Genomic DNA, 24,941 nt, shown 5'->3' on the forward strand with positions numbered 1-24,941 from the left:
TATGATGCTGTCTTTCTTTCATAAACGTTGTAAGAAAAATGATTCTGATTCTAAACATTCAGCAATTCGGCATACAAAAATATTGATGCACGATTTCATAACCTGGATGCAACATAAAGTTTTTGCATTAACGCTTACATGCATTTTTATTGTTATAAATTGCATACACTGGCTCGTATTAGCACTTATGCATTTTTATACTTATGGCACAAGCGCTACTCTTGCACAATTGTTTATGCGACATCATCATTCAAAAGGTCCAAGCCTATTCTTCGGGCACGGAAACGTCACAGAGCTGCTGATAAAAGTGTGCCATTCGCTTATTTTCGTAAATAATATGCCATCTCTTATGGTTAATTGTTTACTTGTTGCCGTACTTATTGGCGTTGCAGAAACTCGTATAAGTAGACTTAATATTATTTATATTGCAATATTTAGCACACTTGTTGGCATAATTGTAGGATTAACAATCATAGGTAATCTTTCAATCATTATTCGAAACATGCATTGGATTACCAAGATTCCTATTCGACTATCTCCATTCACACTGTTTATTGGCGCTTTTATGGCTTCTGCATCTTACGAATCTATTTTGTGGCGCAGAAGAACTTTAGTAATTGGATACGCTACTACTTCAGCAATGCTTCTTTATAGTGGAAATCCAGGCGATTATTGCACTATTATTGCAGCCCTTACAGGACACATCATCGGCAATATTATGAGCAAAACAAAAGGCGTTAGACGAAGTGTAAACTGGTGGGAAGGTACAGATTACGAAATTCGTAGGCTTTTTGCAGTAGCTCAGAGCATTATTGCATTAGGTCCAGTGTTGGCATTATCTTCACGCTCTCACGCAGGAATTCTTACTACTCTTGGTTTGTTTATGTCACCGCAACTAGGCTCTAAGACATGGCTTACGCGATGCATGACAAATTACAGCACAAATAATTGTTTTCTTCATTCAGGTCTACATCACGCTGCAATTGGCGAATTATGGATTCGCATTCTATTACCAAGCATCACACTGATGATTATTGCGTGGGGAATGTTACGAGGGCGTAGACTAGCTGCATTAACTTCTATATTTATAAACGCACTGACTGTGCTATATGCAGGAATGTATTTCACTGTTTTGCCTTTAATTGCCACAAAACAAAATATTTTGGAACATCAACATAATGCTGTTGCTGTTGCTTTTATGCTTACCGCTCTCCCACCATTATTGCTTACTATTTTGTTGATAATTAATTTAAAGCATTTTTCTGTTCATACGAGCAAACTACAGGCACGTTTGGGACTAATAGCAATTTTTATAGCATTGTATATAACTGGTGCTGGATATGTTGCTTTTGGTCTTATGATACCTGAAGAATTTACTCCATCTGCTGATATTTACCACTTATTGCGAGATTTACCAGGGCGCTGGATGCCTATGGGATTTGGAAACAGATCTAACGCAATGCTTCGCACTGAAACACCCCTATCTTCTTTACTAGCACAAAGCGTGGGCGTGATATTCTGGACAATATTGTTTATTGTCTGCTTTACGTGGTTCCGCAGCAGCATCTCTACAAACGAAAACGATAGAAAAAAAGCAAGCTCATTAGTAGAACTTGGTGGAAACACAATGAGCTTTATGACAACTTGGGCGAATAACCATTATTGGTTCTCTCAAAGCGGGCAATCTGCAATTGCCTATAGACTAAATTACGGTATTGCGCTCACTCTTACAGAACCTTTTGGAGATGAAAAAGAGTATTCACAAGATATTCGAGGATTTATTAAATTCTGCGAACAAAATTCGTGGTCTCCAGCATTCTATGCTGTGCACGATAAAACGCGTCAAGAACTAGAAAAACTTGGATTTACTTCTATTAAAGTCGGAACAGACATGCTAGTAGACCCTAATACTTGGCAGACGCGAGGGAAAAAATGGCAAGATATTCGTACAGCTATAAACAAAGCAAAACGAGATGGAATTGCCGACGTACTTACAACTTATAACGAAGCCTCTTGGGACGTACGGCAACAAATTGTAGAAATTTCAGAAGAATGGGCAGAGTTAAAAGCTCTTCCAGAAATGAAATTTACTCTCGGAGGACTTGACGAACTTCAAGATAGCCGCGTCAAAATTTTATACGCTATTAATGAAGACGGCAGGGTACTTGGAGTAACAAGCTGGATGCCAACGTATAGAAATAATCGAATTATTGGTTGGACACTTGATTTTATGCGTCACCGCACAGATAGTCCTAATGGGATTATGGAATTATTAATTGCTAGAATGGCAGAACGTTTAAGAGATGAAGGATTAGAAAACCCAGACTGTTCTGTAGAATTTATGAGCCTTTCTGCAGCACCTCTAGCTGGCATAAACGAAGACATATTGAACGAAAATGGTCAAAAATCTTCTAACGTTATTAATCATGCGCTAGAAATGATGTCTGACATTTTGGAACCAGCTTATGGGTTCAAATCGCTATATTTCTTCAAGAAAAAATTCCAGCCATCCGCAAGTTCCGTATATGTTTGCTATATGGATTCTGCAAAATTAGCTCAGATTTCACTAGCTGTAACTCACGCCTATTTACCGGAAGCTAATCCTAAACAAATACTAGAAATGGTAAAATCGTTGCGACCAAAAAGCAATGAAGCGAACAAATAATTTGTTAAGTTTTAGATAAACTTCGGCGAGTTCTCCCTAGTGTTGCGTAAAGTAACAAGTGCACGTCAGGGAGGTTCATCGTGTCAGAAGTAAAGCCAACCGTCGCTGTCGTAATGGGATCCTCAAGTGATTGGGAAACCATGCGTCATGCTTGTGAAATTCTAGATAAATTCCAAGTTCCGTATATGAAACGAGTTATTTCCGCACATCGTACACCGGAATTAATGGCAGATTTTGCGCATAATGCTCGCTCAAACGGTTTCCACATTATTATTGCTGGAGCCGGCGGAGCCGCCCACTTGCCTGGCATGATTGCGGCACAAACCACGCTTCCTGTTATTGGAGTGCCAGTACGCTCGCATGCGCTATCAGGCTGGGATTCATTGCTTTCAATAGTACAAATGCCAGGAGGTATTCCTGTTGCAACTACTGCAGTTGGAAACTCTGGTGCGACAAATGCTGGATTGCTTGCTGTAAGCATTCTAAGTACAACTGATAATCGTCTTGCTAAAGAACTAGCAGAATATCGCAATGAGCTAAAAGAAAAAGTCGAGGAATCAAATGCCAACCTTATCTGAAGTAACTAATGGCGCTGTTGAACGTTTAATGCCAGGATCCACTATTGGAATTATTGGCGGCGGCCAGTTAGGGCGCATGATGGCTATTGCAGCTCGCCATATGGGTTTTCGTATTGGTGTTCTTGACCCTACGCTTGACTGCCCTGTGTTCCAAGTAGCAGATTTGCAGGTTGAAGCTAATTACGACGATCCTGAAGGCTTGCGTGAGCTTGCTGAACGTTGCGATGTATTAACCTACGAATTTGAAAATGTTAACGCAGACGCACTTGATAAAGTTCGTCATTTAACCGCAATCCCACAAGGAACTGACCTGTTACGCGTAACTCAAGATCGCGTCAGTGAAAAAACGTTCATTAATAGTCATAAAATCAAAACAGCTCCGTGGCGTGAAGTAAATAATTTGGACGACTTAGATGCTGCTATTGACGAAATAGGCTTGCCAGCAATTCTTAAAACTCGTCGCGGCGGCTACGACGGTCATGGTCAAGATGTTTTGCGCACAGAAGAAGACGTTGCTAACATTCACCATCGCTCGGATCGCGGAGGAAAATTCCCTCCTTCAATTCTCGAGGGTTTCGTCGATTTTGCTTTTGAAGCATCAATCTTGGTTTCTGGAAATGGTAAGGATTTCGTAACTTATCCTCTAGTAAAAAACGTGCATCACAATAGTATTTTGCACATGACTTTAGCTCCTGCAGTAGTTGATCCTGAAGTTGAAAAAACAGCTCACGAATTAGCTTTGCGCTTAGCTAAAGGATTCGAACTAGCAGGAACATTAGGAATCGAGCTTTTCATCACTAAAGATAATCGCGTAGTAGTAAACGAACTTGCTCCTCGCCCTCACAATTCCGGGCATTATACGATTGAAGCTTGCGATATGGATCAATTTGAAGCACATATTCGCGGTATTGTTGGTTGGCCTTTAAAGAAGCCTAAGCTACTTTCCCCTGCTGTTATGGTAAATGTTCTTGGGCAACATGTGGCTCCTACACGTTCGCTGATTTTGGAACATCCAGAATGGCATATACATGATTATGGAAAAGCTGAAGTTCGTAAGAATCGCAAAATGGGTCATATTACTGTGCTATGCGATAATCCTGTTGACGCTGCTGCAGCATTAGATGCAACAGGCTGCTGGGACGACGAGCTAGACTAAAAACGACGAAAGGATGCGAAATGTCTAGTGAGCCTATGCGTAGACATACAAAACAAAAAGAAATAGTACTCTCCTACTTACGCGAGTCTCGTAATTTTGTTTCTGCACAAGATTTGCACCGAATACTCGCCAAAGACGGGGAGATTATTGGCTTAGCAACAGTGTATCGTCAACTTAATTCTTTAACTCAAAGCGGCGAAGTAGATACCGTGCGCTTTAATGGACAGCAATTATTCCGTATTTGCGATGAAAATACTCATCACCATCATTTAGTGTGCGAACGTTGCGGAAAAACCGTCGACATTGAGCCGCCTGACGACGAAGGATGGATTCATAAAGTAGCTGAATCTCACGGGTACACTGTGGTGGATCATACGCTAGAAGTATTTGGCTTATGCGAAAGCTGCCGCGAAGAAGATAAGTAACCTGTACGCGTCTTTAAGACACGTACAGGTTGGTTTCTGCGCTAGTAACGCTCAATGACGTTTTTTCGTTACTGACGCAGTCAGCGTACTGCACAAGTAACACTCAATACCGTTCTTTCGTTACTCCTGCAGATTACGTTCTGCGCGAATAACGTATTTTTACGTTCTTGTCGTTACTGGCGCAGATGAGTACTCTCACATCACCCTTTATTCCACATATTCATTTTTTAATTTTATTAATAAACAAATAATCCTCAATTTTATTGAAACTATGCTTTTGTAGCTTATTATATTCTGTTGCATTCAACTTAAATTTTGTATATGACTTTTACTTGCTATTTTTTAAAAATAAACCCTCTCGTTTTCCTATGTGCAAAAGCGTTTTCTTCAAACTTTTTGGAGTAATCTTTTTGATGGAATTAAATAGCAATTCTTTTTCTTCATCACTAATTGTCAAATCCGTACAATCATTTATAAGAGACTTCTTTTTAAAAATAGCTTTCACGATGTTCAAAGTATTATCATTTTTCTTAGCTTCTTCTAAAGATTTATTGACATCTTCATCCCTATAAATGATAGACAATGCACTCAAATCACTTCCTATAGTTCCAACGATTTTAACCATGTGCTCATACTCATCTTTATTGTATGGATATAATCTGCAGAGATACTTACAAGCTCCAATTATTGTTGCGTGATTACCTATAGCCTTAGCTCTTGCCAATAAACTTCTAAGTTTTCTTTTTGCACGTTTCTTTAAAAATGGAATTTTACAGTCTATTGCCAAAGACCTAAGTTCACATTCTTGTGCAATGACTTCGTTACTCTTATACAATTCTTCATCACGAATAAACATGCTATTCACAAGTGCAAAACGAATCCTAACTAAAAGCAATAAACCGTATTTTCTTCTTAATAACGGAACTTTTAAAGAAAGGCTCGATGGAACACGCATTTGCAACGAAGACACATATTCGATTTTTGAATCTGCTAAATATTGGCGCCTGTCTATAGATGACAATCCGTATTTCTTTGCTGTTTTCTTTAGTTCTTTCGCAAGTTGACGATATTTATCAAAATCCGCACTTTCTCTTGCAAGGGAAATCCTCGCTTTTAGCAATATAATTCTTTCTTTACTAGTTAATGAATTACAATCATCATCATCATCGTATTTTTCAGACAACTTTTCAATCATACATTTCAAATCTTTATTTTGCCCAGTTCTTTGCAAAAGCAACATCCAGAATATTTCTTTATTAAAAGATATATTTTTCGCATCAATGTTTGACTCAATTTCTTTTAAAAATTTTTCTTTTTCTTCTGTAGAAACTGAGCTGTCCTTAGTTAGTTCACGAATATGATCAACAATATCACTGCCGCCATCAAAAGTTGATAACACATTCATCAACTCATCTTTCATATTGGATGGATATCCTGTTATCTTGACTACATTATGCAATGATGAAGCATTTTCTTCTGTTAGCTTATCAATTTCAGATTCTTTAGGATTTCCAACCGTCCAGAAAAATTTTCTGTCCTCATAATGACTATTTCGCAAAATCGGAAAATAATCCACATCTCTTCCGCTATATCCCCAAATACACACGTCATGCGTCTTAATATTACTTTTTACATAATCTGCAAAATCGCTTTTTTTGGAAATACCTGGCATTGTTGTTGCAATATCATCTCTTGTTACTGCATTCCCTGAATTTTCTCTTAAATTTCCATGCAATTTACAGATTACTACTTGTGATTCAAGTGATTCATCAGTTGGACAATCAACATAAACAAGATGGGGCAGTCTAAGCTTTTCGCAAGATGATTCGAACATTTTATCATAATTCATGGTAAAAATTGGAACCTTTGCAAAATATGAATAAGCTACTATGAAATAATGTATTATATTTGGTTGCGGTTCATAGTCCTTCGTGAAATGATCTTTTTTAAGACAATTCCACATCTCTAAAACACGGTCATCCCCTGTACATTCCAGTAGTACTGAATAAAATAGCTCTGGTTGAACTATTTCACAAATATAATCTTTACGAGACATTTCTTTTTTGGGGACACACGTATAACATTTATCAAATCCCACCAAGAATTTATTACAAGTATGTTGTAAGACATCATCAACTTTTGCAACCCCAGATTCAATGCTGATTCCTGATCCAGTAAAAAATAAACCTCTTTCTTTCATCAAACAATCAAGCAATTCTTCTTTATCTTTTTTATTACTATCTTCAAATACGCTATCATTCACCATCACAATCTCCTTTGAGAAAATTTTGACAATAATCTAAATATTTTAATTTTTATGAAGAATACAAAATCTATAAAAACCTCAATGTTACATATCTAAAACGTGAATTATACTCACTACTTTATTTTTCGCAAACGTTTATATATTTATATATGTATTACAACAATGTTTGGGCTGTGCCTTATAACACAGAATATCTAGAAGCTCAGCTTTACACACTTTTGGAGTTATAGCCCAAGCTCGGTTATAAACCAAAGGTGTGTAAAAAATCTTGTCTTAGACCTTGTAATGCAAGCGTTTTGCTGTAATCGAATCTGTTTTCTGCACATTCGCCGCTAGGAAAAATGTTTTCCAAATCTGCGAAAAGCGACAGAAACTTTACAGCGTTGTAAAGAAAAATGTCGGAAAATCCCCGGCAAATGTTCCACAAAATGTCCGATAAGGCAGACTAAGCTTGCGTTGAAAGCACACAGTGCTTTCAACCATAAGCAAGCTCGGCACTCTGAAAAATCTTGAAATGCACTATGCTATTTCAAGATTTCATCGTGCCCCCGACGCGACTCGAACGCGCAACCAACGGATTAGAAGGCCGTTGCTCTATCCTTTGAGCTACAGAGGCAAACAAATGGTTATTATACCAAAAAACTGTTATCAACGCGCCATAAAATTATAAATATCAAACGTTTATATAAAAATTGTTATTCAATAATCCACGCAAGTGACATCAACACTGCAAGGAAGAACACATTGACAATAGTATACGTGAGCAAATAACGCCCACGGTAATGCGAATACTGGTGTGTAATTCCCTTATAAGAAATAAGCGAAGCCATAGAAGCAATCAAAGTACCCATTCCACCAAGATTCGTGCCAATAATAAGAAGCTTCCACTGATCACAGAATCCAGAAAGCAGAATCGTCGTTGGTACATTACTAATAAATTGGCTTGAAGCAATAGAAACTTCCATCGGATGCGCACCAACCCACATTTGCGCAAGATCGCTAAATCCAGAAACTCGGCGCATATTGCCAATAAAAACAAAGAACATAATAAACGTGAGTGGCAAAGCCCAATCTAAAACACGGAATACGTGGCGGTCGCAAACAAGAAAAGCTGCAACCATAATAAGCACCATAATCCAGTCAGGAATCCATCCACTAACACCACACAAGCAAACGACAAACAGCAAACTATAAACAGTAACACGCCAGCGAGTAAAACTCATACCATAGCCCATAACACGAATTTCATCAGGCTGCGGATGGCCATGCGAAGGAGCCAACACGCTTTGCTCAATATCGTCACCGTGCAAACCTGCAAACTGGTCAACTGTGCGCGACTTAAAGAATACGAATGCAAACACGATCATCAACAGTGCTGCTGTAATCGTATAAGGAGCCATAATCTTCAAAAAATCTTGCGTAGACATATGAGTCAACGCCTTTAAATACAGATTGTGAGCATTGCCAATAGGAGTGAGCATACTTCCAACATTGGCACCAATGGTCATAAGCGTAATTACAAGAATTGACTGCTTTTCAGCATTCGCCATTACGAGCACAGATAGCGCAAAAGGCACAAAAGTAACCAAAGCAACGTCGTTCGTGATCCACATTGCTGAAAAGAATGTTAACGACATAAGCACGAGCACCAAGCCGCGCTCAGTGCGCACATGCCTTAGCAAACGCGCACCAATAGATCGAAACACACCAATGCGCTGGAACCCGCACACAACCATCATAAGACACACTAATTGCGAAATAGTGTTGACATGAATATAACTCAAATATTGCGGATCTGGAGGTACAAAAAAACAAGAAATAACCGCTAAAATTGCGGCAACAATAAGAATGGTTTCACACTTGACCAGATTCAACAGCCAGCGCTTCATCATTCCTCCGTAACGCAATAGACACAATGGTTCTATTGTACTAGAAACCCAGTCCTACAATCGGGTTAAATTCCCGACAAAATCGTTGCAATAACAATAAATTAGCAACTATTAATAGCGTGATTTAGCCTAAAGTAGCTAACACAAAATTCCGCCCTTTTTTATGACACGCGCATTGCAAAAATTGCGTTTAAAGACAAGATTGCGTATATCATATTAAAACAAAGAATTTGTTGTCTACACAAGAAGCGAATTATGGCAGAAATAAACAAAACAGAAGATCAGAAGCTTGAACAAAAACTTGCTCGTCAAAAGCATCTTCGTGAAAACCACAAGCGCAATACTGCAGATTTAGTTGTTGAATGCTTGGTAAACGAAGGCGTTGAAGTAGTATTCGGTATTCCAGGTGAGGAAAATATTCCGCTTCTTGAAGCAATTGAGCGTGATGGGCGCATTCGTTTTGTGCTTACTCGCCACGAGCAGGGTGCTGGTTTTATGGCAGCAACATACGCTCATATTACTGGAAAACCGGGCGTATGCTTGGCAACTCTAGGTCCTGGCGCATTGAATTTAACGCTTCCTGTAGCTCAAGCAAACGCAAGCACCACACCGCTTGTAGCGATTTGCGCACAAGGTAACGTTTCTAGGCTTTATAAGGAATCTCACCAAATTATTGATTTGGTTGCGCTCTTCCAACCGATTACGCAATGGTCTTCTATGATGCTTGCTCCAGAATCTGCGCCGGAAATGGTTCGAAAAGCTTTCTCTATTGCCGGTCGCAACCGTCCGGGAGCCACGTGCCTTGTTATTCCGGAAGATATTAGCGAAATGCCAGCACCTGACGACGCAAAGCCTCTTCCACTGCCGCATCCTTTGCATATTATGCCAGCGCCGGACACTATTGAAGAAGCTGCGAAAATTATTAGTCAAGCAAAGCAACCTATTATTTTGGCTGGAAACGGCGTTGCGCGCTCTCATGCTGAGGATCAGCTTCTTGCGTTTGCTGAGCAGCTTAATGTTCCAGTTGCAACTACTTTTGAAGGTAAGGGAGTTTTCCCGGATAATCATCCGAATGCGCTTGGAGTCGTTGGCTTCATGCATCGCGATTACGAGAACTTCGCGTTTGACACTGCTGATTTGATTATTGCTGTCGGCTTCTCAATTCAGCAGTTCGACCCGAAGAAAATCAACCCAAATATTGATAAAACTATTATTCACATCAATACTTTTGTGGAAGATACCGATGCGCACTACCCTACTGCGCTGAATATTATGGCGAATATTGGCCAAACGCTTAAAACTCTTACAGAAGTATTAAAGACACGCAACATTACTTTCGACGTAAGCCACCCACGTATTCGACAACTGCTTACGGAAGAATTACATTCTTGCGAAAACGACGAAAGCATGCCAATGAAACCGCAGCGCGTAGTTTACGATATTCGCCGCGCTGTTCCTGAAGGCACGAAGGTACTTGTAGATACAGGTGCTTTGAAAATGTGGATGGCACGCTTGTACCCAACTATGCACCCGAATACTTGCATAATCGACAACAGTCTTTCAACTATGGCTTGGACGCTTCCGGGAGCTGTTGGAGCTTCGTTTATTCGCGATAATTCCGGCAAAATTAACACGAAACCGGTTTTGGCTGTGATGGGCGACGGAAGCTTTATGATGAACGTGCAGGAAATCGAAACTGCAGTGCGCGTTGGCAGCCGAATGGTAGTTCTTGTTTGGGAAGATAACGCTTATGGCTTAATTAAGTGGAAGATGGAACTTCATGCAGGCGAGCACGAATACGTTGATTTCCATAATCCGGATGTGCCAAAACTAGCTGAAAGCTTTGGCGCGCGCGGTCATGCTGTTAAAAAGCCGGAGGATTTGTACAACATGCTGCGTGAAGCACTGAATCAGAAAAACGGTGTCGATGTGATTTCCTGCCCAGTCGATTACAGCGAGAATATGAAGCTTATTGAAAAGCTCGGCGATATTGACTTTAGTAACTAAAATATATTTATACTGAAAAAATATACGCATTAATTTATACGCATTAAATATAAATACGACCGAGAAAGTTTGTGAACAACCATAAACAAACCCGGTCGTATTTAAATGTTATTTCAATATAGAAAGCATGTTGGTAAAAATAAATTTTGCTAATCTACAACATGCAAAGTACGATAAATGTAATTTTTATATTTTTCGGGATTAAGCCTACTACATATTTCAACATTCGGAGTTTTACCAGAGAAGAAATTAGCATCAACAAGAACTGAGCCATAACTTGGTCCAGGAGTTGCATCAACTTGGCAATAATATTTTGTGCACTCGCTTATACATTCAGGATATAACGCAGCGGCAACAGCAGATGGATCAGCCATATCTAGATAAGCATCCCCAAAACGGCTAACATTCATTTCCATTAATTCCCTATTACAATCAATGACAAACTTACCGAGTTCTCCACTTTTGCGAATATTAGCAATTTCTTGTGGATTCAGCATACATTCTCCCAAGCATGCGTCCCATCCAACAAACATAATATTTTTAAGACCAGAATCAACTAATATCTTTGCAGCTTCTGCATCTTGCCAAATATTAAATTCTGCTACAGGAGAAACATTTCCACGACCTAAACCAGCAGATCCCATAACGACTATGCGACCAACTTTTTTCATCGCTTCATAATCAACCTTAATAGCTAGAGCAATGTTAGTTAATGGTCCTAATGCAATAATATCTATTTCACCATCTTCACTGTTTCTCAAAGTTTCGATCATTTTCAAAACAGCATTACCATTACTTTCTTTCAAACGATGAGGAACTAGACCAATATCACCCATTCCATCTCTACCATGAGTTTCATGAGCATAAGCCAAATCGCGTAACAGCATGCTTCTGCTTCCTTTATATACAGGTGGCTCATATGAACCAGCATGCTCGATAGTAGTAAGCGTATTAATAGTCGCTTGTTCCATGCACACGTTTCCTGATACAGTGCAAAACATTAATATCTCATATCTAGGATCATTTAAAGCCATGGCGATTGCCATAGCATCATCCGAACCACAATCTGTATCTATTATTATTTTCTTTTTAGAATAAATTCCTTTATTTTCCATAAACTCTCAACATCCTATCAATTAATAGAAACTGTAGTTTCAGATGTAACTAACTTTAGCGTGCAGCTGAAGCAACACATACTGCAAGCATTATAAAACCAAATGTTATTTATATACGCAAGCGCGTATATGCCGTATATATGTCATATACTCGCGAAAATTTATCAAAAACACTAAATATTAATTTACAAACTTTATAAAGGTATCTTATAATCCATGAAAAGATTATATTTGTAGTAATAAAATAGGAGGTAGTTGCATGAAACAGATAATTAAATCATTCAAGGAAGAATTTACTACTGCTGCAGTTGTCACAATACCATTATGTGTTGCTATTAATTATATTTCTGGCACTATAGCTGGCGTACTAAAACTACCTATCTTCCTTGATACTATAGGCACTTTATTTGCATGCATGGTTTTTGGACCACTTGTAGGAATAATAACTGGAATGCTATCTTCAATAGTTTCATCAATCACTATGCCAACCATGCTTCCATTTATAGTGGTCAATATTGCTCTGGCCTTATGCGCTGGCATTCTAGCAAAACATAAAATGTTTTCAAATTATATGAAAATTTTTATTTCTTCAATAATCATGGCAATAGTATCCATTATTATTGCGGCACCGATAGTAGTAATAGTATTTAGCGGGTTTACTGGCGGAGGATCATCTATGATAGCGGGTTTAATAACTGCATCTGGAGTGAATATTTGGATTTCTGTATTCTCTGCTGAAGGATTCTTTACTTGGGCTGATAGAATATTAACAATCATTATATGTTTAAGCGTTATAAAATGCTTGCCCAATAAATTACTGCTTCTTTTCCCATTAGGTTCACTTTACTTAAAAAATTCAGATTCTGAATAGTAAAAATTAAATCGAGTCTACTATATACAGACAAAGATAAAAGTAATTATGCACATGCATTATATAGATACTATTAATCAAGTAAAAAATACAAATACGTTTGTAACGCTGTATCCTACAACAAAATTTATATTGACCATATATTTGATAATAGTAGACATTATATTAAATACTTTTTCATTCACATTATACTATTTACGACTTTTATTGTTCCCCTATTTTCTTGCTCTACTTATTCTGATGATTCTATGCGGAATAAAAAAGAATGGATATAAACTTGTAGCAAGTATAGCCATGTTCTCATTATTTGTTGCAATATTTCAAGTTGCTTTCTATAGACAAGGAAATGCAATATTAAATCTTAATTTTTTGCAAATTACAGATACAGCATTGTCTAATTCTATAACGCTTGGAATGAATACCTTAAACATATCAACTATAGTCATATGGTTTTTCCAAATAACTGATATAGAAGATATTACAATATCTTTAAGCAAACTTGGGATGAGCAATAAAATATGTTTCATAATACTTTCTACTTTCCAAACTATTGATTATTTACAAATGCAAATTAAAGCAATCATAATCTCGCAAAAAAGTCGTGGAATAAACTTTAATGGAAATTTAATACGTAGAATTGGCACATTTACTTCGATTTTGCTTCCAGCATTTATTACTTCACTAATAAACATAGAGCAGCGCATAATGATGCTTGATTCAAGAAATTTTTTTAGTTCAGAAAAAAAGACATATATTAAACAGGTTAATCATAATGGTCACGAAAAATTAGTACTAGCAATAGGAACAATTACACTAGTTTTTCTTATTCTAGGAAGAGTAATTTATGGTTATCTCATATAATATTTGCGATTTTTCATACACTTATCCACTTACTTCAAAACCAGCTTTAAGTAACATAACAATACAGATAGAATCAGGGAAAATATATGGAGTAATTGGAGCTAACGCTTCAGGTAAATCAAGTCTATGCTTATCTCTTAAGGGTTATATTCCTCATTTCTATAAGGGAGAATATTCTGGAAAAATACTATTAAACAACACGATTGATTTAGTAAAATCTGATGAAAGTGGCAGCATAGGCTTTGTATTTAGCGATCCTTTTTCACAGTTAAGTCATATTAAAAAAACCGTATTTGAAGAAATTGCATTCAGCTTAGAAAATCGCAACACCCCTACTCAACAAATAGAGAGTCGAGTTACACAAGTTATGCAATTACTTAACATAGAACAGCTTGCGCTTCAAAACCCACTAAGCCTATCTGGCGGGCAAATTCAACGCGTTGCAATCGCTTGCGTTATAGTGAATAATCCAGAAATACTAATTCTTGACGAACCTACTCTACAACTTGATCCAAAAGAAACTAAGAATATTTATAATTTTCTACAAAAATACAAAGATGAAGGACATACTGTAATAATTAGTGAACAAGATACAAATTTGTTAGCAGAATATGCAGATAATATTATTGTTCTTCAAAATGGTTTTATAACCCATTATGGGAATAAATATGATGTTTTTTATGATGAAACCTTCCCTTCTGACTGTATTGATATTCCAGAAGTCGTCAAAATTGTAAAAAAGTTACGTAATTTTGATATTCAAATAACGCCTAACATAACAGATATAAGCAAATTAATAGTTTTATTGAAGGAGAAATGCAATGAGCACCGCAATTAAATTGGACGATGTAAGTTTTCAATATCCTTCAAATGAAAAAATAAAAAATAAGAACAATAATAAACAAGAAAAATCATGCAAAATTCTAAAACACGTAAATGTAGAATTCGAAAGTGGTGAAGTATGCGCAATAATAGGTAGCAATGGAGCAGGGAAAAGCACTTTAGCCAGAATAATAGACAATTTATTACAGCCAACTTCTGGTGACATAACTATCGAAGGAAAACAATATAAAACATTAAAGCAACACGATATTACATCACTCGTTGGTTATATTTTTCAGAATCCAAATGATCAAATTTTTAACAGCACTGTGCATAAAGAGATTACATATGGGATAAAGAATATAAACAATGATCTTTACCGTCGCATTGTGAATCTTACTGGTTTAAACGATAAAGAAAATACAAACCCATTTAATTTGTCATTCTCTGAAAGAAAATTTATTAACATTGCATCTGCACTGCTAAGAGAACCACATATTATTATTATGGATGAAGTGACTGGCGGGTTGGATAAGCTACAAAAAATGCGACTTGTAAAAATACTTAATTATTTACATACGATAAATGTAACAGTATTATTTATTACCCATGACATGGAATTTGCATACAAAAATTGTCAAAATGCTCTCATACTTGATAATGGAAATGTGCTATACAAAGGGAGCATCGAATCTGCATTTCAGAATGTAGAAATAGTAAGACGCGCGCATATTGACCAACCAATCATAGTGCAGATAATGAATGCGCTCGAAATTAACTATATAAATACAGATAATCCTATATGTGCTTTAGCTAAATATATTGCAAATCGCAATAATCATTAATGTATGTGCAATCACAAGTATCAAAATATAAACAAAAATATCAATATTAAGATGCAATGTGAATGCGCAATGAGCATAGCTGAAAAGGATGTAATTCTATATTTAACACGTCATTATTCTTGTGCAAAGCTACAGGCATACCGTGCAACACGGGCATTTCCATAAGATCCACTTCTTCAATCGAAGCCGCACGCAAGATTTTATTGAGTTTTATTTGCCCACTTGCGCAGCCACCACATGGCTCGTAAATACGCAAAATTATATCTCCAGAACAATCGTCAGCTAGCTTAACCCAATCTAATGCAATTAGACCTGAGTTTCTATGAATCGTAAACAGCGGATCTACATCTGGAAGCTTATCAATAATTGGCGAATTCAAAAAATCAGCTATACTTAGCACTGAATCCATATTTGCATCAGCAATAAATGACCAAGTAAATTCATGCTTACCTTGATCCGTATTTGGATCTGGGTAAAGAGGCGCAGAAAGCAAAGATAATCTGAGCATAGTTCCACAAGATGAAACATAATCGCCAATAGGAGCAGCATCAGCGCCATAAGTAGACGAATTCGCAACTGCAACAGCATAAGAGGAATCTTCTATACGAACAAACCTATGCGTGCATGATTCAAATTTTGCGTCATCACTACGAGTATTTTTTACTATTGGACGTTCAACTAAACCATATTGACACTCATATTGCGCATTATTTGAACATATAGATGTTGGCATATCTACTTTCAAAAATTGCTCTTTAGCTTTCCAATCAACTTGTGCATGGAAATCAAGTCGTTTAACACATGGCTCTAAAATTATATTTGTTTTAATCTTTATATCTTTTTTACATGCCAAGATTTCAACAGACACACCGCCCGATAAAAGTTCTTTAACATCAGCAATTGAGGAATCATCAATCTTACGATTCCTCATAAATGCATCTCTATCAACATCCCACGCATCCCATTGATACGGCTCATCTTTTAGTATCTCGTATTGCGCCATGCGATAACCAGATGGAATTAGCTCGCGATTAAATTTAATATCTTTAACAGAAGATACTGTGCCATCGCGTTCAATAATCACACTTAAAACACTATTATTAAGAATTATTCCACCATCATTTTTGTGTTTTACAGTTGTTTTATTATTTTTACCGCTTTCATTGCATTGATATAAATTCCAAGCGACCTCATTTTTACCTGTATAAGTCAATAACTTTACATTTTCACGCATACTAATCGCGCTAATAGTGCCAGTCGCACTGTTAGCTTTTACAATCGCATGAGCAATATCTGAGATAATCTTACGTAAACAAGAAATATCTCTAGCATATTCTTCTCTAGCTTGCCTATGAACCCATGCAATAGCAGAGCCTGGAAGAATATCGTGGAACTGGTTCAGTAATAAAGTCTTCCAAATTCTAGTAAGCTCATTGCTATTAAAACGGTATTCTGGCGCATAAACTCGAGCTAAAACAACAAGATATTCAGCTACGCGCAACAATGATTCCTCCATGCGGCAATAGCGCTTCATATCTTGCTGAGAAGTAAGAGTTTTCCTATGCAACTCTAGATAAAGCTCACCTTTAAACACTGGTGTATTACCATTTGAATCGTCAACAATATCTTTTCGTATTTTTTCAAACAACTCATCAGGAGTGCCGAAATCAACTCTAGGAGCACCCTCTAAATTACAATCACGCCTAATACGAGCAGTCATTTCGCGAGTAGGTCCGCCACCGCCATCGCCAAAACCGTATAACAATATTGCGTGATCAGATAAATCTTTATCCAAAAAATTGCGTTGAGAATAAACTAACTCATGCATGCTCACAGCTGAAGCATAAGTATTAGATGGAGGAAAATGAGCTAAAATCCTAGAACCGTCTATTCCTTCCCAAAGGAATGAATGATGCGGGAATTTAGTGGTATCGTTCCAAGAAATCTTTTGAGTTAAAAACCAATCAAATCCAGCGCGGCGAGCAAGTTGAGGCAATGCTCCAGTATAGCCAAAACTGTCTGGGAGCCAAATGCCATGAGGTTCAACACCAAGATGCTCCTTAAAATAGCGCTTACCAAAAGTCATTTGGCGAATTAAAGATTCACCGCATGGCATCATTACATCGGACTCAACCCACATACCACCGACAGGTATAAAACGTCCTTCCTTAATCCTATTTTTCATACGCTCAAACAAATCGGGATGCTCGTTTTCTAGCCACTCGTATTGTTGAGCAGAACTCATAGCATAAGTAAAATCAGGATCCTCATCCATAAGAGCTAAAACGTTAGATATTGTGCGTGCAACCTTTCTATGAGTCTCGCGCACAGGCCATTGCCAAGCAGAATCAATATGAGCATGCCCGACAGCCGTATGCTTTATAGAGCTTGCTGCAGCAGGGCAACTTAATACATTAAACAACTCTTTACGAGCATTTTGAACAGTAGAAAAATCATGCTCATCATATGCGTTTAAGGAGAGCTGTAAAGCTTTAGCTAATTTCCAATAACGCGGATTATCATCATTTAATTCGCGCATCAAAGAACTTACAGTCTCAAGATCTATATAATAATCAAAAATATTACGATTAAAAACGGTAACGTCAACATACTTCAACATATATTGGCATTCGGTTTTTCCAGTAGCACAATCTCCTAAATCAGTAGGAGAAAATGGAGCAGATCCTTCAACAAATGGATTGTCTGCAGCTTCTAAATATAAAGTAAAATTACCATTTTCATCAATACTAACAGAACGATTATTATGTTCATCAATCAATGGAACCCAATGATTACAAGGGTTTACAGCTTTGATAACTCTTCCATCGAGATTATATACTAATCCTTCAGCTTGAAAACCAGGAAAAAGATTGCTAATCCAACCTAAATCAACATTTAGCTCAACTTTGCGCCCTTTTACCTTTGAAAAATCAATCGACCCTGTAACTTCAAACCATGTTGTACCCCAAGTTGTTCCCCAAACACCTGGAACATTAAATGAGCTAAACACAATATCGTTTCTTTTTAGCTTAGAAAAGAATTCGTTAGAAGAAATAGGTTCTCCAGCAATCTCATATGCTCGAATTTTACAGTGCGATAAAACAATATTTATATACGGATATAGGCGTTGTTGCATAACTCTTGTACAGCGATTCAACTGCTGCTCAGGTAATAAAAACATTGTTTCTACACTTCTTTCTTACATAGCTACACATTTATATATAAATCGCGTATCTCGGTATATAAAGACAAAACAAGTAATTGATACATCTTATAGAATTTGCGATTGTAAGTTTTTGCGAGCAGCTTCCATTGAAGTAATTTTTCCTAGAAGCTCAAGCTTTTCCTGACCATCCTTGAGTTTCGCCATACGCGCTCTAGCAGCACCGATCCTACGCATATAGCCAATATCAAGAAGGCGAATAAGCAGCTCGTTTGCATACTTACTTTCTGCACTCGTAGCTTTCCGCAAAAAATCTGAAGGAGATCCGTTTGAAACTTGCTGATTCTGTCGATTGCCGGTATCTTCCAATGTATCTGCAGGAGAAGGAAGCGGCAACGGCATTACAGAAAGTTCTGTAATAACGGATTCAAGCAAAGGACCTGCAGCTTTTGTCATCATGTGCAGCCACAATCCTTGCGAAACATTGCCAACTGGCAATCCACCTGCAGCTACAAATGCCTGAAACAGCGTACGAAATACTGGTGTAATAAAATTATTCAAAGTCAATTGCGCAAATAATTTTTCATCAAAAGCAAGCGGAACTTGCAAAAGTAACGCCATAAATTGTTGTTCGCACATAAATACAGCATCATCCACACGATAATAATGCTGATTTTTAGCAGAACTTTTAATAATTCCCATGCGAGAAGCTTTAAAACCTGCATTACGATCGTCATGAATTTGCTGACCAAAAGGCGGAATAACGTTATGCTTTTGCGCATAAGCATCGTCGTCACGCACTTTCAAACGTCTACGCGCAGACTCAACTTCATTGCGCATAACAGCTAAATCAACGCCAATTGAGCGCACGGCTTTGCGCATATACAAGTCAAGCAGCGAACGGTCTCGAATTTGCGCAATAAGAGGAGCGACAGCCTTTATAGCGCCCATTTGACCAGTAGTGTACGAAGTCTCAAAACGATTAATTACTGTGTCAATAACGAAATCGTATAGCGGACTTGCATGTGCAACAAGCGAACGCACAGCGTCGTCACCGCGCTGAATACGCAAATCGCAAGGATCGAGATTATTGTCTGCTACAGCAACAAAAGTTTGCGTCAAAAACGCAGAATCCAAACCAAAAGCGTGTAGCGCAGCCTTTTGACCTGCAGCATCACCGTCGAAAGTAAAAACGATGCGCGAACTTACAGACTGTCCATCTACCTTCAGCGGACCAACAAGCTGAATTGCACCCAAAGAATCGTCTGCAATAAGGCGGCGCACAATTTTTGCATGCTCAACGCCAAACGCAGTTCCGCAAGTTGCAACTGCAGTATCAATACCAGCTAAATGGCATGCCATAACGTCCGTGTAGCCTTCGACAATTACAACTTGACGCTTTTTTACAATATTTGCTTTAGCTAAGTCAATTCCGTACAAAACTTGCGTTTTTCGATACAGTGCAGTATCGGGAGTGTTAATATATTTTGCGCTAATGGAGTCGTCGTCATAAAGCTTTCTTGCACCAAAGCCAAGAGTTCGACCAGTCGAGTCGCGAATAGGCCAAGTTAAGCGACCGCGGAAATAGTCATATATTCCGCGCTGACCGAGTCTAGCGAGACCAGCATCAAGAAGTTCTTGACGCGTAAAACCTTTATTTGCCAAATATCTAACTAAATTATCCCAGCCTTTAGGCGCGTAACCACAAGAAAAACGCGCACTTTGTTGCGGAGTAAAGTTTCGCCCTGCAAGTAATTCGCGCGCAGGAGCTGCCTCTTTAGTGCCGAGATTTGAAACGAAAAACTTTTGCGCTTCTTCATTTGCTTCTAAAAGCCTGGCTCGTTTAGAACCGCGCGCTTGAGAATCATTATTTTGCTCCTGCTTATAATGCATCTCAATGTGATAACGATCTGCTAAAAACTCGACCGCTTCACGAAAATCAATATTCTCTTTTTGCTCAACGTACTTAAATACATCGCCGCCAGCGCCGCAACCGAAACAGTGCCATACTCCCAAGCTTGGTCGCACACTAAAACTTGGCGTTTTTTCATCGTGGAATGGGCAAAGACCTACAAAAGTGCCAGTTCCGGAAGGCTTAAGCGTCACTGTTGCAGACACAATGTCATACAAATCTGCCGCAGCGCGCACGCGCTCAATGTCTTCTTTCACAATCATTCCAACCATGCTATCTAGCTTATCGCAAATCTGCGGCGAGTGGTAAATTTCTTCGCCAGTGCTGGAAACTCCTAGTGGATTCGTTAGCACAAAGCCGCGTGAAGAGTTGTAGCAGAACCGTCTGTAAGACTTGCTACTTGGTCGATTGCAACACGAAGACGCTCATCATCGTTAGTGCACTCGTTCCAATCTCCCACGAATACTTCCTCCATTGCATCGTGCGAGCGCGGCGACTTGCTCATAAATACTTCTACTAAATCTGTCAAAATTTTCTGTTCGCGCTTATAAACTTCACGCTCTCGAGGGGCGATTATAAAGTGCACAGCTAAGCTTTTCAGCATCACAATTTCGTAGGAAGTATTTTCCGGAATCACAAGGTTTGCTCGGTAGCGAACAAGCGGACCGTTGCCATAACGCTCACGCGTAGCGTGCTCAACAGAGCTTGCAAAACGACCAATAAGAGCACTAGTAATATTTTTCAACTGCGCTAGCGCTCGACGAGAACCGTCGAAAGAATTAGGAAACATGTGAAGCGAGCGCAAACGTTTCAAAGCATCCAAAAGTTTATCTACATCCCAACGCTCACCATACCATGCGTGGGTTTCTTCAATAACTTCATCTACAACTTTTGAATCTGCAACTAAAGCCGGATTAAAAGCGCCGGTTACAATCGCATCCTCAATATCATGCACACTGTAAGCAATGTCGTCTGAAAGATCCATTATTTGACATTCCATTGGTTTTGCTTCGCATGGAGCACCAATTTTCAGCCATTCAAACACATCTCGATCATCCGGATATACACAGAATTTCAAATCACGCTCGCCTTTATCGTGCGCTTTTGCTTCTTCTAATCCCCACGGATACTTCACTGCAGCATCTAATGCTGCGCGCGTAAGATTTACTCCTGCACTACTGCCGTTTTCACGAAAAACTTTCGGTTCCAAGCGCGTAAGTAAGCGAAGAGTTTGTGCGTTTCCTTCAAATCCACCAATATTTTTCGCTAATTCTGCGAGTGCGCGTTCCCCGTTATGACCAAATGGTGGGTGCCCTAAGTCATGCGATAAGCAAGCGCAATCAACAACATCTGGATCGCATCCAAGCATTGCTGCAATTTGCCTACCAATTTGCGCAACTTCCAAAGTATGCGTCAATCGAGTGCGAGCAAAATCATCCGAACCTGCAACTAAAACCTGGCTTTTTGCACCCAATCGACGAAGCGCAGACGAGTGTATGATTCGCGCACGATCTCGTTCAAAAGGCGTTCTCACACGAGTGTGATGAGGCTCACTCGCCCAGCGCTCAGTATCATGCAAATTGTATTCGCCAACGATCTCATTATCCGATGCAATTACTTCGTTGCACATACAGCACCTCTTTTATTTGCAATTAAGGCTATTATTAACCTTCTAAAACAAGCAGTAACAAGTTATATAAGACTTTTTGCGTCCAGTTTTGCAATATCGCTAGAAGATAGCACTTCGTAAGCGTTGCGGTAAAGCCTCGGCACGCGAGCGCCAATTCCAGTCATAATTTCGTAGCTGATTGTTCCTGCAGCTTCTGCCCAATCGTCTGCAGTAGGCTCGGCAAATTCCAAGCCTCTTCCAGGACCAAAAAGCGTTACAGTATTGCCTTCCAGAACACCTAACTCTGAAGCATCGCCTTTTAAATCAACTATGAACTGATCCATGCAAACTCGCCCAGAAACGTTCACAATTCGAGCACCATTCTTTGTTTCTACTCTAACCGGACCGCCTGGCTTATTAACATGACGCGCACCTTGCATATCGAATCCGGAAGCAGATCGCAAAATGCCGTCAGCGTAACCAAGAGGCACAATAGCAGTACTCGTATTATTTGGAGTTAAATACGTGCGTCCGTAGGAAATTCCATGCCCTTCTTCTACAGTTTTTACAGTTCCAAGTTGCGCTTGAAGCGTCATAGCAGGCTGCAATCCGTAGGTTTGGGAATTTCCCATTGCAGGATCCGGCTCGTAGCCGTACAAACCAATTCCTGGACGAACAAGTTCAAAACGAATTTCAGGACGGTTAAGCGTTGCAGCAGTATTCGCTAAATGGCGGATTTTAGGAGCAACCGATGCTTCTTTCATGCGTTTCGTAAACTCGTGGAATTGTTGGATTTGACGGTCGGTTGCATCTACAAATTCTGGAACGTCAGGAGAATCTGCTACAGCTAAGTGACTCCATTGGCCAATAACCTCGATTACGCCTTCACTAGAGTATTGTTGCAATTTTTCTAGAGCGGCACAAAAACCTTCTGGCGTAAAACCGTTTCGTCCAAAACCAGTATCGACTTTTACGTGCACGCGAGCAGGTTTACCTAACTTTCGTGCAGCAAAAGCCACAGCATCAAGCGAGTCAATAGAGCCTACAGAAATATCGATATCTGCTGTAATCAAATCTGCAAATCTCGTAGTTGGAGCGCTAGTAAGCCAAGTGAGAATATGACAACGGCTAGAATCAATACCAACTGCACGCAAACGTAACGCCTCGTACGGTTGAGCTGTGCCAAGCCAAGTAGCGCCTCCAGCTAAAGCCGCGAGCGCACTAGGAATAAGCCCGTGGCCGTATCCGCCTGCTTTTACGACTCCCATAACTTCCGGCGCATTCTGACCAGGCTGCAAATCTTGCGAAACGCGCGCAACCAAAGTGCGCATATTGTCTCGAAGCGCCTTCAAATCAACAATTACCTGCCCAGGGTATACGCTTAACGCGCGAGCATAGTTTGCTTCTAACATTGCCGCATTACTTGCACTATTACTTGCCGCATTACTTAAATCTGTACTCATAACTCACCTAACCGATTTAGTATGCTTTTAATGCTACATGCTCTTTTGCATACTCTCTATAAGCTTTTTAAGAACACATGCGCATTCATATGACATGATTAAGCGTTTGCAACCATTGGTATGCAATACGTACTGCACTGTGTGCACGATCTGGAATAACGACCAACCCACAACGACTAAAACCCGCACGCGTAATTACTTTTTGCATAATCACGTTATCTGGATGCGTGTCAATGCGCACATTATTATAGTTTTCTTGCACCCAATGCAAGCACGCTGTTGCCATTTTGGGTTTTATTCCTGAAGATGCTAAGCGGTGAATTGTTACATAAGGAGAAATATCATCAAGCCACGCACCGTCAATACTGGCATACACTTCATCAACACCTTCGCATAATGCGAATTGCGCTAGAATACGCTCGTTATGCGATTCTGGATCCTCGTCAACAATCAAATAGAAACGTTTTAAACGAATATCCTCAATAACACTTGAAACAAGTGGAAAACTATTCCCCCACTGATGAGGATTGCCTGTAACACGCATAAATTTGCGAGCATTTTCATAAATATGCTCAATATTTTGCAAGTCACCAAGAGTTGCTTTTCTTAATGTTATATCTTCCATGCCAACCTCTAAAAGAAACCAAATAAAACTACGCAAAATTACGCAAAACTAGCTAATTATTACTTACACAAGTTTGCGCTCAAAAGGATTCGAGCTAATTCCCTTCGCTAGAATATCTTTACACCATTGACTAGCACCAAATAAACTGTGGTCTCTATAGTTGCCGCAAGATTCAATAGTTGTTGCAGGAACATCATCCCAGGTGGCATTAAACGCAATAAACTCAAGAGATTCCTTTAAAGCAAGTGCCACATCTTCTGTGCTGTGTTCGCCCCAAGTTAGCAGATGAAAACCAGTTCTGCAACCAAAAGGCGAGCAATCAATATAGCCATCAATACGCTCGCGAAGTAACACTGCAATCATATGCTCAATTGTATGCAAAGCTGCAGTAGGAATCGCTTCCTCATTAGGCTGCGTTAAACGAATATCATAGTTGGAAATAACATCCCCATTAGGACCTTTTTGCGTATTGATATAGCGCACATAAGGTGCTTTTACTTTAGTATGATCTAGTTCAAAACTTTCTGGTCTAGGTCTAGACGCATCCTGCTTATTCATAAGTATTCCCTTCACTTAACTACACAATAAACAACGTACTCTTTAACGTACTGAGTACTTCTATAGTAGACGGTAGTCGCCTAATTAGTTGAAAGATTTATTAGTTGAAAG

General features: G+C 39.0%; 18 protein-coding genes and 1 tRNA gene. 9 read left to right on the forward strand and 10 right to left on the reverse strand.

Annotated features, from left to right (window positions below):
* Position 1: 1 nt before the first annotated feature.
* The 4 genes from HXT57_RS04670 to HXT57_RS04685 all read left to right on the forward strand — a co-directional run bounded on the left by HXT57_RS04670 (position 2) and on the right by HXT57_RS04685 (position 4,824).
* Complete coding sequence (locus HXT57_RS04670; RefSeq protein ID WP_410309270.1) at positions 2-2,665, forward strand: bifunctional lysylphosphatidylglycerol flippase/synthetase MprF; 2,664 nt, start codon at positions 2-4, stop codon at positions 2,663-2,665.
* Between the two features lie 113 nt (positions 2,666-2,778).
* The gene (purE, locus tag HXT57_RS04675; RefSeq protein ID WP_004108375.1) at positions 2,779-3,243 is read left to right on the forward strand and encodes a 5-(carboxyamino)imidazole ribonucleotide mutase; all 465 of its coding nucleotides are present in this window, start codon (positions 2,779-2,781) and stop codon (positions 3,241-3,243) included.
* Positions 3,227-4,399 carry a 5-(carboxyamino)imidazole ribonucleotide synthase gene (purK, locus tag HXT57_RS04680; RefSeq protein ID WP_116431601.1) on the forward strand — a complete coding sequence of 391 codons (1,173 nt, stop codon included), beginning with the start codon at positions 3,227-3,229 and terminating at the stop codon, positions 4,397-4,399. The genes purE and purK overlap by 17 nt, the downstream gene beginning before the upstream one ends.
* Positions 4,400-4,419: 20 nt before the next feature.
* Positions 4,420-4,824 carry a Fur family transcriptional regulator gene (locus HXT57_RS04685; protein WP_004106002.1) on the forward strand — a complete coding sequence of 135 codons (405 nt, stop codon included), beginning with the start codon at positions 4,420-4,422 and terminating at the stop codon, positions 4,822-4,824.
* 328 nt (positions 4,825-5,152) lie between these two features.
* On the opposite strand, the gene HXT57_RS04690 is transcribed toward HXT57_RS04685, so the two are convergent.
* The 3 genes from HXT57_RS04690 to HXT57_RS04700 all read right to left on the reverse strand — a co-directional run bounded on the left by HXT57_RS04690 (position 5,153) and on the right by HXT57_RS04700 (position 8,979).
* Entirely contained in the window at positions 5,153-7,090 is a 1,938-nt protein-coding gene (locus tag HXT57_RS04690) for an SIR2 family protein (RefSeq protein WP_421783463.1), read from the reverse strand.
* 543 nt (positions 7,091-7,633) lie between these two features.
* Positions 7,634-7,706: transfer RNA gene (locus HXT57_RS04695), tRNA-Arg, on the reverse strand.
* Positions 7,707-7,785: 79 nt separating this feature from the next.
* Entirely contained in the window at positions 7,786-8,979 is a 1,194-nt protein-coding gene (locus HXT57_RS04700) for an SLC13 family permease (RefSeq protein WP_102703190.1), read from the reverse strand.
* A gap of 255 nt (positions 8,980-9,234) precedes the next feature.
* Here HXT57_RS04700 and HXT57_RS04705 point away from each other — a divergent pair, with 255 nt between their 5' ends.
* The gene (locus HXT57_RS04705) at positions 9,235-10,986 is read left to right on the forward strand and encodes an acetolactate synthase large subunit (protein ID WP_421783465.1); all 1,752 of its coding nucleotides are present in this window, start codon (positions 9,235-9,237) and stop codon (positions 10,984-10,986) included.
* 149 nt (positions 10,987-11,135) lie between these two features.
* Here HXT57_RS04705 and HXT57_RS04710 read toward each other — a convergent pair whose 3' ends face one another.
* On the reverse strand, positions 11,136-12,101 hold the full coding sequence (locus HXT57_RS04710) for a nucleoside hydrolase (RefSeq protein ID WP_012914360.1): 966 nt from the start codon (positions 12,099-12,101) through the stop codon (positions 11,136-11,138).
* 259 nt (positions 12,102-12,360) lie between these two features.
* Between HXT57_RS04710 and HXT57_RS04715 the strand changes: the two genes are divergently transcribed.
* The 4 genes from HXT57_RS04715 to HXT57_RS04730 are packed head-to-tail and all read left to right on the forward strand — an operon-like array spanning position 12,361 to position 15,500.
* On the forward strand, positions 12,361-12,972 hold the full coding sequence (locus HXT57_RS04715; protein ID WP_012914361.1) for an ECF transporter S component: 612 nt from the start codon (positions 12,361-12,363) through the stop codon (positions 12,970-12,972).
* A 54-nt stretch (positions 12,973-13,026) separates the two neighbouring features.
* Positions 13,027-13,833: an energy-coupling factor transporter transmembrane component T gene (locus tag HXT57_RS04720; protein ID WP_012914362.1), complete on the forward strand. Its 807-nt coding sequence runs from the start codon at positions 13,027-13,029 to the stop codon at positions 13,831-13,833.
* Positions 13,817-14,671 (forward strand): energy-coupling factor ABC transporter ATP-binding protein, encoded by an 855-nt coding sequence (locus tag HXT57_RS04725; RefSeq protein ID WP_041160522.1) that lies wholly within the window; start codon positions 13,817-13,819, stop codon positions 14,669-14,671. Before HXT57_RS04720 ends, HXT57_RS04725 begins: the two co-directional genes overlap by 17 nt.
* A complete protein-coding gene (locus HXT57_RS04730; RefSeq protein WP_012914363.1) occupies positions 14,655-15,500 on the forward strand; it encodes an energy-coupling factor ABC transporter ATP-binding protein in 846 nt (281 codons plus the stop codon). Before HXT57_RS04725 ends, HXT57_RS04730 begins: the two co-directional genes overlap by 17 nt.
* Positions 15,501-15,546: 46 nt before the next feature.
* Here the strand turns inward: HXT57_RS04730 and HXT57_RS04735 are convergent, their stop codons facing one another.
* The 6 genes from HXT57_RS04735 to HXT57_RS04760 all read right to left on the reverse strand — a co-directional run bounded on the left by HXT57_RS04735 (position 15,547) and on the right by HXT57_RS04760 (position 24,830).
* Positions 15,547-18,681, reverse strand: a complete 3,135-nt coding sequence (locus HXT57_RS04735) for an alpha-mannosidase (RefSeq protein ID WP_162863112.1) — start codon at positions 18,679-18,681, stop codon at positions 15,547-15,549.
* A gap of 90 nt (positions 18,682-18,771) precedes the next feature.
* Positions 18,772-20,928 carry a DNA primase gene (gene dnaG / locus HXT57_RS04740; protein ID WP_415707498.1) on the reverse strand — a complete coding sequence of 719 codons (2,157 nt, stop codon included), beginning with the start codon at positions 20,926-20,928 and terminating at the stop codon, positions 18,772-18,774.
* Complete coding sequence (locus HXT57_RS04745) at positions 20,922-22,205, reverse strand: deoxyguanosinetriphosphate triphosphohydrolase (RefSeq protein WP_004108389.1); 1,284 nt, start codon at positions 22,203-22,205, stop codon at positions 20,922-20,924. Before HXT57_RS04745 ends, dnaG begins: the two co-directional genes overlap by 7 nt.
* A 62-nt stretch (positions 22,206-22,267) precedes the next feature.
* Positions 22,268-23,647 carry an alanine racemase gene (alr, locus tag HXT57_RS04750; RefSeq protein WP_033888457.1) on the reverse strand — a complete coding sequence of 460 codons (1,380 nt, stop codon included), beginning with the start codon at positions 23,645-23,647 and terminating at the stop codon, positions 22,268-22,270.
* Between the two features lie 85 nt (positions 23,648-23,732).
* On the reverse strand, positions 23,733-24,272 hold the full coding sequence (locus HXT57_RS04755) for a hypothetical protein (protein ID WP_004108394.1): 540 nt from the start codon (positions 24,270-24,272) through the stop codon (positions 23,733-23,735).
* A 63-nt stretch (positions 24,273-24,335) separates the two neighbouring features.
* Positions 24,336-24,830, reverse strand: coding sequence for an S-ribosylhomocysteine lyase (locus HXT57_RS04760; protein WP_033888458.1), 495 nt, complete (start codon positions 24,828-24,830; stop codon positions 24,336-24,338).
* Positions 24,831-24,941: the final 111 nt, after the last annotated feature.

Source organism: Gardnerella sp. KA00771 (genome assembly GCF_049244045.1).
In the GTDB taxonomy this organism is placed as follows: domain Bacteria; phylum Actinomycetota; class Actinomycetes; order Actinomycetales; family Bifidobacteriaceae; genus Bifidobacterium; species Bifidobacterium swidsinskii.